Source organism: Streptomyces sp. W1SF4, from assembly GCF_003950035.1.
Classification (GTDB): domain Bacteria; phylum Actinomycetota; class Actinomycetes; order Streptomycetales; family Streptomycetaceae; genus Streptomyces; species Streptomyces racemochromogenes.
The window spans coordinates 4,485,526-4,500,138 of sequence record NZ_CP034350.1 but is presented as its reverse complement, the minus strand read 5'-3'; the positions used below and the strand labels follow the sequence as shown (position 1 = coordinate 4,500,138).

15 protein-coding genes are annotated in these 14,613 nt (G+C 74.3%); 3 read left to right on the top strand and 12 right to left on the bottom strand.

The window, feature by feature from the left end; all coding sequences use genetic code 11:
- Positions 1-142: 142 nt before the first annotated feature.
- Positions 143-1,039: an RNA polymerase sigma-70 factor gene (locus tag D1J60_RS21145; RefSeq protein ID WP_125822138.1), complete on the top strand. Its 897-nt coding sequence runs from the start codon at positions 143-145 to the stop codon at positions 1,037-1,039.
- Positions 1,040-2,426: 1,387 nt separating this feature from the next.
- Here D1J60_RS21145 and D1J60_RS21140 read toward each other — a convergent pair.
- Positions 2,427-3,296: a polysaccharide deacetylase family protein gene (locus D1J60_RS21140; protein WP_125824125.1), complete on the bottom strand. Its 870-nt coding sequence runs from the start codon at positions 3,294-3,296 to the stop codon at positions 2,427-2,429.
- A 14-nt stretch (positions 3,297-3,310) separates the two neighbouring features.
- Positions 3,311-4,180, bottom strand: a complete 870-nt coding sequence (locus D1J60_RS21135; protein ID WP_125822137.1) for a polysaccharide deacetylase family protein — start codon at positions 4,178-4,180, stop codon at positions 3,311-3,313.
- A 150-nt stretch (positions 4,181-4,330) separates the two neighbouring features.
- Between D1J60_RS21135 and D1J60_RS21130 the strand changes: the two genes are divergently transcribed.
- Complete coding sequence (locus D1J60_RS21130; protein WP_241253587.1) at positions 4,331-5,536, top strand: methyltransferase domain-containing protein; 1,206 nt, start codon at positions 4,331-4,333, stop codon at positions 5,534-5,536.
- Between the two features lie 58 nt (positions 5,537-5,594).
- Here D1J60_RS21130 and D1J60_RS21125 read toward each other — a convergent pair whose 3' ends face one another.
- From D1J60_RS21125 to tsaB, 5 genes are all read right to left on the bottom strand, one after another.
- Positions 5,595-6,251: a hypothetical protein gene (locus D1J60_RS21125; protein ID WP_241253345.1), complete on the bottom strand. Its 657-nt coding sequence runs from the start codon at positions 6,249-6,251 to the stop codon at positions 5,595-5,597.
- Positions 6,252-6,321: 70 nt separating this feature from the next.
- Complete coding sequence (locus D1J60_RS21120) at positions 6,322-6,597, bottom strand: hypothetical protein (RefSeq protein ID WP_185899691.1); 276 nt, start codon at positions 6,595-6,597, stop codon at positions 6,322-6,324.
- Positions 6,594-7,739, bottom strand: a complete 1,146-nt coding sequence (gene tsaD, locus D1J60_RS21115; RefSeq protein ID WP_125822134.1) for a tRNA (adenosine(37)-N6)-threonylcarbamoyltransferase complex transferase subunit TsaD — start codon at positions 7,737-7,739, stop codon at positions 6,594-6,596. The genes D1J60_RS21120 and tsaD overlap by 4 nt, the downstream gene beginning before the upstream one ends.
- Positions 7,732-8,253: a ribosomal protein S18-alanine N-acetyltransferase gene (gene rimI, locus D1J60_RS21110; protein ID WP_125603562.1), complete on the bottom strand. Its 522-nt coding sequence runs from the start codon at positions 8,251-8,253 to the stop codon at positions 7,732-7,734. The genes tsaD and rimI overlap by 8 nt, the downstream gene beginning before the upstream one ends.
- Positions 8,250-8,912: a tRNA (adenosine(37)-N6)-threonylcarbamoyltransferase complex dimerization subunit type 1 TsaB gene (gene tsaB / locus D1J60_RS21105; protein ID WP_125603563.1), complete on the bottom strand. Its 663-nt coding sequence runs from the start codon at positions 8,910-8,912 to the stop codon at positions 8,250-8,252. The genes rimI and tsaB overlap by 4 nt, the downstream gene beginning before the upstream one ends.
- A gap of 136 nt (positions 8,913-9,048) precedes the next feature.
- Here tsaB and D1J60_RS21100 point away from each other — a divergent pair, with 136 nt between their 5' ends.
- Positions 9,049-9,606, top strand: coding sequence for a hypothetical protein (locus D1J60_RS21100; RefSeq protein WP_125822133.1), 558 nt, complete (start codon positions 9,049-9,051; stop codon positions 9,604-9,606).
- Positions 9,607-9,672: 66 nt separating this feature from the next.
- Here the strand turns inward: D1J60_RS21100 and D1J60_RS21095 are convergent, their stop codons facing one another.
- From D1J60_RS21095 to D1J60_RS21070, 5 genes are all read right to left on the bottom strand, one after another.
- Complete coding sequence (locus D1J60_RS21095; RefSeq protein WP_125822132.1) at positions 9,673-9,912, bottom strand: hypothetical protein; 240 nt, start codon at positions 9,910-9,912, stop codon at positions 9,673-9,675.
- A 155-nt stretch (positions 9,913-10,067) separates the two neighbouring features.
- Entirely contained in the window at positions 10,068-10,622 is a 555-nt protein-coding gene (tsaE, locus tag D1J60_RS21090; RefSeq protein ID WP_125603566.1) for a tRNA (adenosine(37)-N6)-threonylcarbamoyltransferase complex ATPase subunit type 1 TsaE, read from the bottom strand.
- Complete coding sequence (locus D1J60_RS21085; RefSeq protein ID WP_206436551.1) at positions 10,579-11,754, bottom strand: alpha/beta hydrolase; 1,176 nt, start codon at positions 11,752-11,754, stop codon at positions 10,579-10,581. Before D1J60_RS21085 ends, tsaE begins: the two co-directional genes overlap by 44 nt.
- Before the next feature lie 38 nt (positions 11,755-11,792).
- Positions 11,793-12,929, bottom strand: coding sequence for an alanine racemase (gene alr, locus D1J60_RS21080; RefSeq protein WP_125822130.1), 1,137 nt, complete (start codon positions 12,927-12,929; stop codon positions 11,793-11,795).
- Positions 12,930-13,174: 245 nt separating this feature from the next.
- Positions 13,175-14,611, bottom strand: coding sequence for an NAD(P)H-hydrate dehydratase (locus D1J60_RS21070; RefSeq protein ID WP_125822128.1), 1,437 nt, complete (start codon positions 14,609-14,611; stop codon positions 13,175-13,177).
- Positions 14,612-14,613 lie beyond the last annotated feature (2 nt).

Here is a 14,613-nt window from a genome sequence, read left to right as displayed (position 1 = left end):
ATGCCGGCCGGACGGCGCCCGTGACAGGTGGACCGCTGTGACGCGCGTCACGGACCGCGGGGCCGTCCGGCCTGTCACAAAGCACCGGGGTCCGGCGTCGTATGGGCGACCGGTCACGTACGGAGGCAGAGGAGACCCGCACATGAGCGAGGACGACCGTCCCGACCCCGCCACCGAGGCGTTCGTCAGGCACCGCAAGCTGCTGTTCACGGCCGCCTACGAGATGCTCGGCTCGGCCGCGGACGCGGAGGACGTCCTCCAGGAGACCTGGCTGCGCTGGTCGGGCGTCGACCTCGAAACGGTGCGGGAGCCGCGCGCGTACCTGGTCCGGATCGCCACCCGGCAGGCCCTCGGCCGGCTGCGCGCACTGAGCCGCCGCAAGGAGACGTACGTCGGCCCCTGGCTTCCGGAGCCGCTGCTGACCGCGCCGGACGTGGCCGAGGACGTCGAGCTGGCCGACAGCGTCTCGATGGCGATGATGCTGGTGCTGGAGACGCTGGCGCCGACCGAGCGTGCGGTGTTCGTCCTGCGCGAGGTGTTCGACCTGGGGTACGAGGAGATCGCGGAGGCCGTCGAGAAGAGCCCGGCGGCGGTCCGCCAGATCGCGCACCGGGCCCGCTCGCACGTCGCCGCGCGCCGGCCGCGCGGGGTCGTCTCCGCGACCGAGACCCGGGCCGCCCTCGACGCCTTCCGGCGGGCCCTGGAGACGGGCGACCTCCAGGGCCTGCTCGACCTCCTCGCCCCGGACGTCGTGGCCCTGGGCGACGGCGGCGGCATCAAGCGGGCCATGCCCCGACCCGTGATCGGCGCGGACAAGGTGGCCCGTGCCCTGGCGGCCGGCGTCGTCGTCTTCGGCCGGCTGGTGACCACGGAGCCGACCCGCGTGAACGGCCACCCGGCACTCCTCATCCGGATGGACGGCGAGGTCGACATGGTCGTGGCGCTGCGCATCGACGACGGCCTCATCACCGGCCTCTACACCGTCCGCAACCCCCAGAAACTGACCCGCATGGAACACGAAACGGCGCTGGGGCGCTGACCCTGGGGGGCGGGGCGCGGGCCCGCTATCTCCCCCTCGACCCCGTGGGGTCGGGCGGTGTTTGCCCACCCGCCTCCCCGGGTGCGGGCGGTGGTTCGGGGGCGGTAGCCCCCTGGACCGGACCAGAGAAGTCTGGGGGTTTCCCGTCAGTCCCATCGTCCTTCCGTGTCGTGCCGGCCTGTCAAGGGCGCTCCTTCGTCGCGTCGCTACGCGATGGCCTTCGGCCACCCTTGACAGGCCGACCCGCCCCGGAAAGCCGAAAGACTGCCGGGAAACCCCCAAAGAAACGGCACGGACGATCCTTGGAGGGGCGGGTCCCTCAGGGACCAGGCGAGGGGCCGGGCGCCGGCCCGCCCGACATCCGCCCCCCACGTCCGTGATCCCGGGCCAGGGGCGCGACCACCCGCACGAGAAGACGACCAGAGCAGCCCAGGGAGCCGACAGGCGCGACAGATCGCTACGCGCTCCCCGTTTCTCAGCGTCCGACGACCGCCTGTGGCTGATACCCGCGCCAGAGGACGACCAGGTCAGCCCAGGCAGCGGACGGGCGCGAGAGATCGCTACGCGCTCCTCCCGGCTTGGCGTCCGGCGGCCGTCTGGGGCTGGGATGGGCCGCGAGAGGGGCGGACGAAGCCCTTTGGAGGTCGAATCCGCCCTCTCGCAGGGCCTTTGGCGGCTTGCCGGAGTCTGCGGATGTCCTTTTCACCCGCAGACTCCGACAGAGAGCCATCCGACCCCACAACAGGCCCCCATACGGGGTCAAAAGGGGCGCGTGAGTCTTCTGTATGGCCGACGACCGGCTCAAGACGGCGGCCGGCCGCCGAGATCAGAGAAGCGCGTAGCGAACTGACGCGCCTGGGTGCCCCATGAGCCGCTCTGATCGGCTTCTCGTGCGGGTATCAGCCCAAGGCGGTCGTCGGACGCTGAGACGGGAGGAGCGCGTAGCGATCTGTCGCGTCTGGGGCTTCCCAGGTCGCCCGGATCGACCTTTGGTGCGGGTAGTCGCGCCCCTGGTCCGGATCGCGGGTGTGGGGGCCGGATGTCGGGCGGGCCGGCGCCCGGCCCCTCGCCACATCCCTGAGAGACCCGTCCGCCCTCCTCTGAACCGTCCCGTTTCTTTGGGGGTTTCCCGGCAGTCTTTCGGCTTTCCGGTTCGGGTCGGTCGGTCAAGGGTGGCCGAAGGCCATCGCGTAGCGACGCGACCGAAGGGAGCGCCCTTGAGGGACCGGCCCGAACCGGAAGGACGATGGGACTGACGGGAAACCCCCAACCCTCCCTGAGGCCGTCCGAGGGGCTACCGCCCGTCCGGCCCACCGGCCCGCTGACGGGGAGGCGGGTGGGCAAACACCGCCCGACCCCCACCCCTCGAGGGGGAGATAGCGGGCCCCTACAGGTAGTCCTCCAGGCGGGCGATCCTGTAGCCCTGGTCCTGTATGCGCTGGAGCATGCGGGTCGTCATCTGGGTTTCCGTCGAGCCCTTGAGCTCCGACGGGCCGCGGAAGTGGGCCAGGATGATGTCGCCCGGCTTGAGGGCGGAGCCCTCCGCGTACTGGAAGTCGTTTATCTGCATCGACGCCCGCCACAGGACCACCGTCTGGACGCCGCATTCGGCGGCGGCCTTGAGGGTGTCGTCGTTGTAGTTCCCGAACGGCGGGCGGAAGAGCGGCGGCCGCTTGCCGAAGCGCTTCTCCAGGTGGTCCTGCTGCCCGCATATCTCCTTCTTCTGCGCCGCGAAGGGCAGGGTGCGGAGGTTCGGGTGGGTCAGGGTGTGGTTGTTGACCGTGCTGCCGGAGCCGTTGTCGCGGAGCTTCTCGAAGTGGCCGTAGTCCGAGGAGGCCACGTTGTCCGTCAGGAACATGCTGATCGGCAGCTTCAGGTCGGCCGCCATCTTCAGGAACTCGGGGTCCTTCTCCGCACCGTCGTCGAAGGTCAGGAAGACGACCTTCTCCGTCGGCGCGACGGGTATTCGGTCCAGCACGGCCGCCTTGCCCGGGGCGGCCTTGGGGAGTTGGGGCTTCTGCGCCGGCTTGGGGGCGTACTGGAGGGGGGCCTTGAGGCCCCACTTCCGGTACGCCTCGTCCCCCGCCGCACCGGCCTGCGCGGAGCTCGCCGCGGGGGCCGGCGCGGACGGGGAGGCCGAAGGGGACGCGCTGTCCGGCGCGGTCTTGCGGCCCAGCCGTTCGATGGGATCCACGCTGTTCCCGCATCCCGTCAGGGACAGCGCGAGCGCGCCGGCCGTCAGCGTCCCGGCCACCAGCCGGCGCGCGTACCTCACAAGTAGTCCTCCAGGCGGGCCACGGCGTACCCCTTGTCCGTGACGGTCTTCATGACATGACGGATCATGTCAGGCATCGTGCCCTTCCAGTCCTCCCGGCCCCGGAAGTGCGTGAGGATGATGTCACCGGGGTGGAGGTCGCGGTCCCATTCGCGGTAGTCCATCCGGTTCACGAACGCCTCGGCGTTCCACAGCGGAACCGCCTTGATGCCGCAGGACTTGGCGGCCTTCAGCGTGTCCTGGTTGTAGTTGCCGTAGGGCGGCCGGAAGAGCGTGGGCCGCTTGCCGAACTGCTTCTGGATGGTGTCCTGCTGGCCGCAGATCTCCTCGCGCTGCTGCTCGTAGGAGAGGCCGGGCATGTAGCGGTGGTTGAGGGTGTGGTTGTTCAGGGTGACGCCCGCGGCCTGCATCTCCTTGAAGTAGGGGTAGTTGTCGCGCACGAGGTAGTCGCTGAGGAACGCCGTGTAGGGGATCTTCAGCTCGCTCATCATCCTGATGAACTCGGGGTCCTTCTCGGCCCCGTCGTCCACCGTCAGGAAGACGACCTTGTCCTCGGTCGGGATGGTGGTGAAGACCGGGGGCAGTTCCTCCTGGTCCTCGACCTCGAAGCCCTCGCGCGTGGTGATCTCGGGCTTCGTCTTCGGCGCGGCGGGGGCCGACAGCGGCGTCTTGGCCAGCCGCCACTTCTTCGCGGCCGCGATCCGGGCCTGCTGGGCGGCCTTGCGCTTCTCCGCGGAGTTGGCGAGCGCGCCGGCCGCGCCGCCCGCCTCCGACCCCTGGCCGGGCTTGCCCTTGGCCGGCTTCTCGGCCTCCGTGGTCCCGCACCCCGTACCCAGGGCGGCGACCAGCAGTGCGGCCAGGGCCACCCCGTACCGGCCGCGCGGGTGGCGCGCGGGCCGGTGACCAAACTGCGAACTATTTCCCTTTTGTCGTACAAGCTGCATAGCAGCGGATGTTTTCACCATACGACTCCGCGTCCCGGGCGACACCACGGCCGGACGCCCGCCTTCCACCGGCTGGCCCACAATGAACCGGTGACCCCCGAAGACTTCGCCGCGCTCCTCACCCCCGAGGGCCGCGCCCTCCTCGACTCCCTCCGCGACTACGACCCCGCACAGGAGCTGGCCGTGGCCACCCGGCTGCGCCGCGAGCACCCCGCCGGGCTGGTGTCGGCCGCGCTGGGGCAGGCCCGGCTGAGGCAGCGGGCGGTGGCCAAGTTCGGGGCCGAGGACGCCTTCCGGATGTACTTCACGCCCGGCGGCGGGGAGATGGCCACCCGCGCGTCGGTCGCCGCGTACCGGGCGGAACGGCTCCACGGGCTGGGCGTGCGGAGCGTCGCGGACCTGTGCTGCGGGATCGGCGGGGACGCGCTGGCGCTCGCGCGGCGCGGGATCCGGGTGCTGGCGGTGGACCTCGACCCGCTGACGGTGGCCGTCGCGCGGGCCAACGCCGAGGCGCTCGGGCTCGCGGACCTGATCGAGGTCCGGGAGGCGGACGTGACGGCGGTCGACGTGTCCGCGTACGACGCCGTCTTCCTCGACCCCGCCCGGCGCGGCGGCCGGGGGCGGATCTTCGACCCCGAGTCGTACTCGCCGCCGCTGTCGTGGGCGGTGGGGGCGGCACGGGCGGCGAAGTTCGCCGCCATCAAGATCGCGCCCGGTATCCCGCACGAGGCGGTGCCGGCGGAGGCCGAGGCCGAGTGGATCTCCGACCACGGGGACGTGAAGGAGGCCGTGCTGTGGTTCGGCACCGCCCCCGGCACGGTACGGGCCACCCTGCTGCCGGGACCGGCCGCGCTGGAGACCGCCGAACCGCTGCCGGACCCGGAGGCGGGGCCGGTGGGGCGCTGGCTGTACGAGCCCGACGGGGCGGTGATCCGGGCGCACCTCGTCGCGGAGGTCGCGGCGCGGCTGGACGGGCGGCTCATCGACCCGACCATCGCGTACGTCACGGCCGACGAGCTGCGGGAGACGCCGTACGCGACGGCGTACGAGATCACGGACGTGCTGCCGTTCGGGCTGAAGAAGCTGAAGGCGCTGCTGCGGGAGCGGGGGGTCGGGATCCTGACGGTGAAGAAGCGGGGGTCCGCGATCGAGCCGGAGGAGCTGCGCAGGAAGGTCAAGCCGCAGGGGCCGAACTCGGCGACGGTGTTCCTGACGCGGGTGGCGGGGGCGCCGTCGATGCTGATCGGTCACCCTGCCGATGCCCCTGGCCGGGGGTGACGGGGGGCCGTGCCGCGCCCGGGCTACCTGGGGGGCTCCGCCCCCAGACCCCCGCGCCTCAAACGCCGGCGAGGCTGGATGTGGCCGTCACGGGCCGCGCGGGGTTGGGTGGGGCGGGGGTGTGGGTCCAGCGGTGGTAGGCCGTGGCTTTGGCCAGGCCCAGGAGGGCGGTGATCCACAGGATCATGCCGAAGCCGGTGAAGTAGGCGACCTCCCCGTACGTGTCCGTGCCCGGCCTGGCTCCGGAGGCCGACGCGAACGCCAGCCAGAGGCCGAAGCCGCCCAGGGCCAGGGAGGCCGTCAGCCACACCGCGCTGCGCGCCGGGGCGCGCAGGCGGGCGTCGGCCTCGGGGTCGTGGCCCGCCAGGACCCAGGCACACAGCAGCCGGCGTACCCGCCGCTCCTGCCGGGCGCCCCGCGCGAGGCAGAGCCCGGCGTACAGCAGGACCGCCACCGCCGCCGCGGAGCACGCGACACCGCCGAGCCCGCCGCCCGCGGCGAAGGCCGTCACGGCCAGGCCGGCCAGGGTCCAGCCCAGCGCGAAGGCCCCCGCGACGCACCAGAGCGACAGCAGCCGCCCCAGGCCCAGGCTGCGCCGGCTCAGGTCCGCGAGGAAGCGCGCGCGGTCGGCCCGTACGGCGCCCTCGTCCAGCCACTCGCGCAGGTGCGCGGGCGGCGGCGGGGGCGGTAGCTCACGCGCGGGAAGTCTCGGCATGGGCATGACCCTAACGGCGGCCGTTCGAGCTTCGCCGCAGCCCTCCTCGACCACCGCCCCGACCAGGGGCTCAGCCGGCGCCCGTGGCCTCCACGGACTCGAACCGCCAGCGGTGCACCGCCCGGGTGATCAGGTCCGCGGCCGGCTCGGGCAGCTCGGGCAGGTCCGCCGCCAGGCCCTCGGGGGCCTCCCACCAGGTGATCACGAGCACCCGTTCCTGCGCGGCCCGCAGCACCTCCCGGCGCACCGGCTCCCGGGCCAGTACCTGCGCCCGGGCCCACTCCAGGAGTTCGTTGCCCCGGCCGTCGACGGCCCGGGCCTCCCACATCAGCGCGACGGTGCTCACGAGTAGAGGTTGTCCTTGCTGAGTTCGTGCACGTGGTCGTGGGAGTGGCTGTGGCCATCGCCGTGGCCATGGCCGTCGCCGCCGTCGCCGCCGTGCGACGTGCCCGGGACGTGCGGGTCCGTCACCGGCAGCGAGGAGTCCGCCGACAGGTCCCAGTCGGAGGCCGGCCGGTTGCGCTTGACCATCTCCGCGCCCAGCGCCGCCACCATCGCGCCGTTGTCGGTGCACAGCTTCGGCCGCGGCACGCGCAGGATGATCCCCGCGTCGTCGCAGCGCTCCTGCGCGAGCGAGCGCAGCCGCGAGTTGGCCGCCACGCCGCCGCCGATCATCAGGTGGTCGACGCCCTCGTCCTTGCAGGCGCGGATCGCCTTGCGCGTCAGCACGTCCACCACGGCCTCCTGGAAGGACGCCGCCACGTCGCGCACCGGCACCTCCTCGCCCGCGTTGCGCTTGGCCTCGATCCAGCGGGCGACCGCCGTCTTCAGGCCGGAGAAGGAGAAGTCGTACGCCGGGTCGCGCGGGCCCGTCAGGCCGCGCGGGAAGCTGATGGCCTTCGGGTCGCCCTCCTTCGCCAGCCGGTCGATGACGGGACCGCCGGGAAAGCCGAGCTGCAGCACGCGCGCGATCTTGTCGAAGGCCTCGCCCGCCGCGTCGTCGATGGTCGCGCCCAGCGGCCGTACGTCGCTGGTGATGTCCGGGGCGAGGAGCAGCGAGGAGTGCCCGCCGGAGACCAGCAGCGCCATGGTGGGCTCGGGCAGCGGCCCGTGCTCCAGCTGGTCGACGCAGATGTGGGAGGCGAGGTGGTTGACCCCGTACAGCGGCTTGCCGAGCGCGTACGCGTACGCCTTCGCCGCCGAGACGCCCACCAGCAGCGCCCCCGCGAGGCCGGGGCCGGCCGTGACGGCGATGCCGTCGAGGTCGCGGGCGCTGACCCCGGCTTCCTTCAGGGCGCGCTCGATGGTGGGGACCATCGCCTCCAGGTGGGCGCGGGAGGCCACTTCGGGCACGACCCCGCCGAAGCGGGCGTGCTCGTCGACGCTCGACGCGACCGCGTCGGCCAGCAGGGTGGTGCCGCGGACGACGCCGACGCCGGTCTCGTCGCAGGAGGTCTCGATGCCGAGGACGAGCGGTTCGTCAGCCATTGCTCTCACTGCTCTCAGGGTTTTCGTTTCGGGTCTGTGCCGGGTCGGTCAGGCGCATCACGAGCGCGTCGACGTTGCCGGGCTGGTAGTAGCCGCGCCGGAAGCCGATCGGCTCGAAGCCGAACCGCTCGTAGAGCCGCTGGGCGCGGGTGTTGTCCACCCGTACCTCCAGCAGCACCTCGGCGCACTCGAAGGCGGTGGCGGCGCGCAGCAGGTCGGTGAGGAGCCGGGCGCCGAGGCCCGTGCCCCACTGGTCCTTGGCGGCCGCGATGGTCTGTACGTCGCCCAGGTCGCCGGCGGCGGCCAGTCCGGCGTAGCCGACGACGCGGCCGGTGCCCGGCTCTTCGGCGACGACGTAGTGGCGGGTGGCCTGCGGGCCCCGCGCGTGGGCGAGCTCGGACCAGAACATCCCGGCCGACCAGGCGTCGTCGGGGAACAGCTCGTGTTCCAGCTCCAGCACCGGCTCGATGTCCCACCAGCGCATCTCGCGGAGCACCGCGGTCGGGGCCGTCACTGCGGGGTGACCACCTTGTAGTTCTTGGGCACCTGCGCGTCGGGGCGGCGCAGGTAGAGCGGCGTCGGGGGCAGGAACGCCTCCCCCGCCGCGAGGCGTTCGGCGGCGAGGGCGGCGAGGGAGGCGGCCGACTGGTGGACGGGCCCGCGGGCGTCCGGGAAGACGTCCGGGTAGAGGGTGGCGCCCTGCCCGACGGCGGGGAGGCCGGCGACCTGCTCGGCGATGTCGGCCGGGCGGTCGACGGCGGGCTCGCCGACGCGGGTGCGCGGGTCTTCGTAGCGCGCCCAGTAGACCTCCTTGCGCCGCGCGTCGGTGGCGACGGTGAAGGGGCCCTCGATCCCGGCGGCGCCGGCCGCGTGGGCGAGGCCGTCGAGGGTGCACAGGCCGTGCACGGGGACGCCGAGGACGGCGGCGAAGGTGGAGGCGGTGACGAGGCCGACGCGGAGCCCGGTGTAGGGGCCGGGGCCGACGCCGACGACGATGCCGGTGACGGCTTCGAGCTTGACCCCGGCCTCGGCGAGGACCTGGTCGACGGAGGGCAGCAGGAGCTCCCCGTGGCGGCGGGCGTCGACCTGGTTCGACTCGGCGAGGACGGATTCCCCGTCGTGCAGGGCGACGGTGACGGCGGGCGTGGCGGTATCTACGGCGAGCAAGAGCACGCGAACAGCCTACGACTCCCCGGCCCCCGGGCCTTGCGGCCGGTCGGTGCGGGGGCCCGGCTGCTACCTTTCGACCGGGTACACACGCGGGTCGCCCGACAGTTCGACGGCCCGAGGCGCGGAGAGGTGGAGCAAGGTGGCACGCAGCAGCTCGGGAATCGTGGCCGGGCTCACCGCGGCGGCGCTCGCCGCGATCGGCTTCCTGGGCTACCAGGCTTCCGCGACCGCGCCGGCGCATCCCGCGAAGCCCGCCGGGCAGGCCCCGGCCGGGGCGCAGAACCAGCCCCCGGCCAAGCAGGAGCCGGCGAAGCCGACGGCGCTGCCGGCCGAGTCGGGTACGGGCACGCGGGTGGTGTACTCGGTGTCGCAGAAGCGGGTGTGGCTGGTCCCGGAGGACGGCAAGGAGCCGAAGACGTTCGCGGTGATGCCGAGCACGGTGCACCCGGTGCCCGGCAGCTACATGGTCGTCTCGCGTTCGGCGACGGTCACCGGCACGGACGGGGTGCCGATCGAGCACGTCGTGCGGTTCACCACCACCGACGGGATCGCGATCGGCTTCAGCGCCCGCGTGGACGGCACGATGCCGGAGCCGGACGCGGCGAAGAAGACGGGCGGGATCCGCATGGCGCGCGCGGACGGCGACGCGATGTGGGCGTTCGCGACGCGCGACACGAAGGTCGTCGTCGTCGCCTGACGGCCGGCCCCCCTCCCCGGCGTCCCCGCGCGGGGACGCGCGGCGCGGTTCACCCGAACGTGGGTATCAGGCCGCCTCGGGCTCCGGGGCGGCCCGTCCGGCGTCGATCCCGGTCCCGGCGGCCCCCGTTCCGGCCCCGGCCCCCGCTCCCGGCCCGGTCTCGGCTCCGGGTTCCGCTCCGGGTTCCGCCTCGGGTCCGGCCCCGGCGCGCGCGGGCGGCGTGGAGACCGCCGTGGCGGCCACGCCCGCCGCGAGCAGGGCCCGCATGGACACGACGGGCGCTCGCTCTGCTCCTGCTGCCGACATGGCTGCCTCCTGAGACCCCGGGACGCCGTACTTAGGCACACCTAACCAGCGCTCGGTACCATGTCATCACGCGAGCCCGCGCCAACGCAATATTTTCCCGACGAGTTGTCGGTACGTTGTCGCGGCGGTGGCCGGAACCACGGCGTCCCGGCGGGCTACCGCGCCGCCAGCCCCGCCAGCTCCGCGCCGGCCCAGCGCTCGCCGACGCCGCGCAGCGCGACCTCGCGCACGTCGTCCAGGACCTCCTCGTGCCCGACGGCGCGGCCGATCACCACGTGCAGCCGGTCGTCGGAGAGCTCCTCGACCTTGCCGTCGCCCCACTCCACGACGACCACGGACTCGGGCAGGGAGACGTCGAGGTCCAGGTCCTCCATCTCGTCGAGCCCGCCGCCGAGGCGGTACGCGTCCACGTGCACCAGCGGCGGACCGTCGCCCAGCGACGGGTGCACCCGGGCGATCACGAAGGTAGGCGAGGTCACGGCCCCCCGCACGCCCAGGCCCTCGCCCAGCCCGCGGGTCAGCGTGGTCTTGCCCGCGCCGAGTTCGCCGGTCAGCAGGACCAGGTCGCCGGGGCGGAGCAGGCCGGCGATCCTGCGGCCCAGGTCCTGCATGGAGGCGGGCGAGTCGACGGTGATCAGGGTTTCTGCGGCGGCCTCGGCCAGGGCCTCAGCGGCCGGGCTGCGTGGCGCTTCCCGCGGTACTTCTTCCATGTCCCCCAACGTTAGCCGCTGCGGGGACGGCTCCGGTGCGCGCGAGCAGGCCGGTCAGCAGCCCCGTCACGAGGTCGGGGCGCTCCAGCATCATCAGGTGCCCGGTGTCCTCCAGCACCACCAGCTCGGCGGCCGGGAGCTGCTCCTTGATGGCCACGCTGTGCTCGGCCGGGGTGATCATGTCCCGGTCCCCGGCGACGACGGTGACGGGGACGTCCGCGAACCGCTGGAGGGCGGCGCTCTTGTCGTGCGTCTGGAAGGCCGGGTAGAACTCCGCGACCACGTCGATCGGGGTCGCCTCGATGAGCCGCTCGGCGAAGCGCGCGACACCGGGGTCGACGTCGCGGGAGCCGAACGAGTACATCTTGATCATGCCGGCGAAGAGGTCGGCGGTGGCCCGGCGGCCCTTCTCCACCAGCTCGACCTGGGAACCGAGCGCCTTGAGCACCCCGGGCAGGATGCGGCGCACCGCACCCAGCCCCATGGACGGCAGCCCGTACGTCACCTCGTCGAGCCGGCCGCCGGAGGTGCCGACGAAGGCCACGCCCAGCACCCGGTCGCGTACCAGCTCCGGGAACTGCTCGGCCAGCGCCATGACGGTCATGCCGCCCATGGAGTGGCCGACGAGGACGAGCGGGCCCTCGGGCGCGGCCGCGTCGATGACGGCCTTCAGGTCGCGGCCGAGCTGGTCGATGGTCACCGGCACGCCGTCGGCCTGGGCCAGGCCCCGGGCGCTGCGGCCGTGGCTGCGCTGGTCCCAGTACACGGAGCGGACGACGCCGCGCAGGGCGGCGCGCTGGAAGTGCCAGGAGTCCTGGGAGAGGCAGTAGCCGTGGCAGAAGACGACGGTGGCGCCCTCCGCCGGGTTCTTGCGCCGCAGGCGGCGCTTCTTGCCGTCCGCGGGCGGTTCGTCGACCTCGTAGTAGAGCTCGGTGCCGTCCTCGGCGCGGCAGCCGCCCTCGGTCCCGCGCAGCGAGCCGAAGTCCCCGGCGGCGTCGAGGGCGAGGCGCGCCTTCATCCTGATGCCGCGCCCCACGGTGATCCGTTCGACCGCGACACCGGCCGCGGCGCCCGCCGCCAGCACACCGATGGCGGCGCCGGCCCAGCCGGCCTTGCGCCAGTTCTCGCTCACGGCGTCGCCGTCCTCCCCGCCGGGCCCGTCCGGCCCGCTCAGCCGCCGAGGTAGACCCGCGGCACCCTGCCTCCGATACGGGTGACGATCTCATACGCGATGGTGCCGGCGGCCTGGGCCCAGTCCTCGGCGGTCGGTTCGCCGCGCTCGGCGTCGCCGAAGACCACGGCCTCGTCGCCCGCTTCGGCCAGGTCCTCGCCGAGGTCCACGACGAACTGGTCCATGGCGATCCGGCCCGCGGCGTGGCGGACCTTGCCGGCCACGAGCACCGGGCCGCGGCCGGAGGCGTTGCGCGGGATGCCGTCGGCGTAGCCGGCGGGGACGAGGGCGAGGTGCGTCTCGGACTCGGTGACGTAGTGGTGGCCGTAGCTGACGCCGTGCCCGGCGGGGACCGTCTTGACCAGCGCGAGGGAGGCCTTGAGGGTCATGGCGGGGCGCAGCCCGAGCTGGGCGGGGGTGCCGAGTTCGGGCGAGGGGGAGACGCCGTAGACGGCGATCCCGGTGCGGACGAGGTCGAAGTGGGTCTCGGGGAGGGTCAGCGTCGCGGGCGAGTTGGCGATGTGCCGGACCTCGGGGTCGACGCCCTCCTTCTCGGCGTAGGCCAGCATGTCGCGGAAGGCGTCGAGCTGGAGCCGGATGGAGGGGTGGCCGGGCTCGTCGGCGCAGGCGAAGTGGGACCAGACGCCGGTGACCTGGACGGTGCCCTCGGCCTGCGCGGCGACGGCCGCGCCGACGAGCTCGGCCCAGTCGGCGGGCTGGCAGCCGTTGCGGCCGAGGCCGGTGTCGGCCTTGAGCTGGATGCGGGCGGGACGGCCGGCCGCGCGGGCGGCGGCGCGGACCTCGTCCAGGGCCCACATCCCGCTGACGGACACGTCGAGGTCGGCCTCGACGGCCTCCCGCCAGGGCCCGCCGGGGGTCCAGAGCCAGCACATGATCCGCCCCCGGATCCCGGCCTCGCGCAGGGCGAGCGCCTCCTCGGGGGTGGCGGTGCCGAGCCAGGTGGCACCGGCCTCCTGGGCTGCGCGGGCGCACTGGACGGCACCGTGCCCGTAGGCATTCGACTTGACGACGGCCATCAGCTCGGCCCGGGGCGCCCGCGCGCGCAGAGCGCGCACGTTGTCCCGTACCGCGTCAAGATCGATCTCGGCGTACACGCGCATCGGTGTCTCGTTCATCGCCCACAGTCTCTCAGAACCCGTACGGACCGATGATCGGGCATGCTGCGCCCCCCTTCACGACCGAACCACCCAATCGGCCCGACCCGCCCACTCCCAGCCCCGTCGGCCACCCCCAGCCCCGCCGGCGTTTGAGGCGCGGGGGTCCGGGGACGGAGCCCCCCGGGGGGTCCGGGGCGCAGCCCCGGGGAACGGGCGAAGGGCGGGTAGGGGACCAGCCCCGCAGGGCCTGCCCCCCGGCCGGGTCAGCCCCGCACCGACCGCCACGCCTCCGGCAGCGCGGCGGCGACCTCCTGCGCCACCACCGGCGCACCCCGGCCGGCCGCCCCACCAGCGGCCGGCGCCCCGGCGGCGAACCGGCCCGCCAGCCCGTGCAGATACGCGGCCACCGCCCCCGCGTCACCCCCCGACAGCCCACCGGCGAGCAGCGCCCCCGCCAGCCCGGACAGCACGTCCCCGCTCCCGGCGGTCGCCAGCCAGGGCGTCCCCGTCGGGTTCACCCTCACCACCCCGCCGGAGGCGACCAGCGTCGTCGACCCCTTCAGCAGCACCGCCGCCCCGTACCGCCCCGCGAGCCCCCGCACGGCGGCCAGCCGCCCCGCCTCGACCTCCTCCCGCGCCACCCCCAGCAGCGCCGCCGCCTCCCCCGCGTGCGGGGTCAGCAGGGTCGCCGCCCGGCGTGCGCGCACCACCTCCGGGTCCAGCCCGCGCAGCCCGTCCGCGTCGACCAGCACCGGTACGTCCCGGTCCGCCAGGGCCCGTTCGACCTCGGCGGCCCGCCCTGAGCCCAGCCCGGGGCCGACCACCCAGGCCTGCACCCGCCCCGGCCCGACCAGCACCTCCGGGTACCGGGCCAGCACCGCGTCCGCCGCCGGGCCCACGTACCGCACCGCGCCCGCGCCGCCCCGCAGCGCCCCCGCCACGGCGAGCACGGCCGCGCCCGGGTACTGCTCCGATCCGGCGACGACCCCGACGACGCCCCGCCGGTACTTGTCGCTCGACGCCCCCGGCAGCGGGAGCAGCCGCGCCACGTCGGCGTGCTGGAGCGCCTCCAGTTCCGCCCGGTCCGGCAGTTCCAGCCCGATCGGGACGAGCCGCACCGCGCCCGCCCGCGAGGCCCCGGGGTCGATCAGCAGCCCGGGCTTGCAGGCGCCGAAGGTGACCGTCACGTCGGCCGACACCGCCGGGCCGGCGACCTCCCCGGTGTCCGCGTCGACGCCGCTCGGCAGGTCCACGGCGACCACGAGCGCCCCCGCCGGGATCCGCTCCGCCAGCGCGGCCGCCGTCGGCCGCAGCCCGCCCCGGCCGCCGATCCCGGTGAGCCCGTCCAGTACGAGGTCCGCCCGCGCGGGCACCGCCTCCGCGACGCGTCCCCCGGCGGCCCGCAGCGCGGCCAGCCCGCCGGGGTGGATCCGCGCCGGGTCCATCGGCACCGCCGTCACCGCTGCCCCGCGGCGCGCCAGCCGGGCACCCGCGTACAGCGCGTCGCCGCCGTTGTCCCCGGGGCCGGCGAGCAGCACGACCCGGGACCCGTAGACCCGGCCCCGGCGCCGCGCCAGCAACTGCGCGCACACGGCGGCCAGTCCGGCCGCCGCCCGGGCCATCAGGGCGCCCTCCGGCAGCCGTGCCATGAGCTCGCGCTCGGCGGCCCGTACGGTCTCCACGCTGTAGGCAGTACGCATGC